This window comes from Bacillus cereus group sp. BfR-BA-01379 (assembly GCF_022663605.1).
Lineage (GTDB): Bacteria > Bacillota > Bacilli > Bacillales > Bacillaceae_G > Bacillus_A > Bacillus_A mobilis.
Map to the genome: position 1 here is coordinate 1 of NZ_JAKUFT010000158.1, position 2,054 is coordinate 2,054.

Below are 2,054 nucleotides of genomic sequence, written 5' to 3' on the forward strand. Positions count from 1 at the left end.
ATTTAAAGCACAAGCGGCTCGTTCAGAATGGAAGGGGGATGGAGCTTCTGACAAAGAGGCGCTTTTTGCCTCGTAGGAAGACGCGAAGCCACCGACCATTCTAGCCGCCGGAGCTGGATATAATTTAAAGTGGAGACGGCTCGCTCAGCTCTGACTGGCTAAGGTTCTCTCGTACAAAAGGTGCTTTTTACCTTTCGTACGGGAGGTTCTTAGACACGAAGAGCTAGCCGTCGGAACTGGATATACCTAAAAGTGGAACCGACTGCTCAGGCCCGGTGACTAAGGTTCTTCCCCACAGAAGATGCTTTTTATCTTCTTGTGGGGAAGGTTCTTAGAAGCAAGGGCCTAGGAGGTGGAACTGGATATTAATTAAAAGCACAAGCGGCTCGTTCAGAATCCAGGACACTTCAAACTCTCAACCCAAATATGATTTTTATCTCAAAAAACAAAATCCCCCCATATATTACTCTCTCTAATATTCCCTTAAAAAACATAAAAAAACTCGCTTACTACGAAATAAGCGAGTCCCAATCTTTTCCCTTTACTTAGTTGTTACATATCTTTTCGAATCTGCAACAATGTTTTGTAAAAATTCTTCATTTGTCTTTGTTTGACGAAGTTTACGTAAGAAACCTTCAACAAAGTCTGGTGTATCGCGCATTGTTTTGCGAATACCCCATAGCTTGTCTAAATGTTCTTTCGGAATTAATAGATCTTCTTTACGTGTACCAGAACGGCGAATATCAATTGCCGGGAAGATACGACGCTCAGCTAATGAACGATCTAGGTGAAGTTCCATATTTCCAGTTCCTTTAAATTCTTCGTAAATTACATCGTCCATACGAGATCCTGTATCAACAAGCGCTGTTGCTAAAATCGTTAAGCTACCGCCTTCTTCGATATTACGTGCAGCTCCAAAGAAACGCTTCGGTCTATGGAAGGCAGCTGGGTCGATACCACCCGATAATGTTCTACCACTTGGCGGAATAACAAGGTTGTAAGCTCGCGCTAAACGGGTAATACTATCCATTAAAATGATAACATCTTTTTTGTGCTCTACAAGACGCATTGCACGTTCTAACACAAGTTCCGCTACTTTAATATGATTTTCTGGTACTTCATCAAAAGTAGAACTTACAACATCACCTTTAACAGAACGTTCAATGTCTGTTACTTCCTCTGGACGCTCATCAATTAAAAGTACAATTAATTCAGCTTCCGGATGATTTGTTGTAACACTGTGTGCGATTTCTTTTAATAGACTAGTTTTACCAGCCTTTGGAGGCGCGACAATTAAACCACGTTGTCCAAATCCAACTGGTGCGATTAAATCCATGATGCGTGTCGGTAACTTTTTCGGTTCCGTTTCCAATTTCATTTGGCGATCTGGGTATAATGGTGTTAATGCAGGGAAATGCACACGCTCTTTTGCTGATTCTGGGTCATCTCCGTTTACAGCTTCAACTTGTAATAATCCAAAATAGCGTTCATTTTCTTTCGGAGGTCGTACTTTACCAGAAACCTTGTCTCCATTACGTAAATCAAAACGACGAATTTGCGAAGCTGAGATATAAATATCTTCTGAGCTTGGAGAATAGTTGATAGGACGTAGGAATCCAAATCCTTCTGATTGAATAATTTCTAATACGCCTTCCATAAAGAAGAAACCTTCTTTTTCTGCTCGAGCTTTTAGGATAGCGAAGATTAACTCTTTTTTCGTTAATTTGCTATAATACGAAATCTTAAATTCTTTCGCAAGCTCGTATAACTCTTTTAATTTCATGTTTTCTAATGCTGCAATTGACAAATTCATTCAGACACCACACTTTAACGTTATTCTCTTTTCACATGGGTAAAGGGAAAAAATACGGAAGGCAAATAATTAATAATGAAAGGCAATAAGTTCAAGTAGGGTAATATTCACTATTGTAACCCTTTTATCTAGTTTTAATCAATACGTTGAAACACAAATACAAGAAGCGAAGACAAGAAAATTTGTCTTCGCTTTTATTTAACATAGTTTCAGTAGCTAGAATGGCTGAGAGCTCCAATGC

Annotated in this window: 1 protein-coding gene; it reads right to left on the reverse strand. The window is 39.4% G+C overall.

Annotation, left to right across the window (positions count from 1 at the left end):
• Positions 1-541: 541 nt before the first annotated feature.
• A complete protein-coding gene (rho, locus tag MR113_RS27085; RefSeq protein ID WP_001053898.1) occupies positions 542-1,813 on the reverse strand; it encodes a transcription termination factor Rho in 1,272 nt (423 codons plus the stop codon).
• Positions 1,814-2,054: the final 241 nt, after the last annotated feature.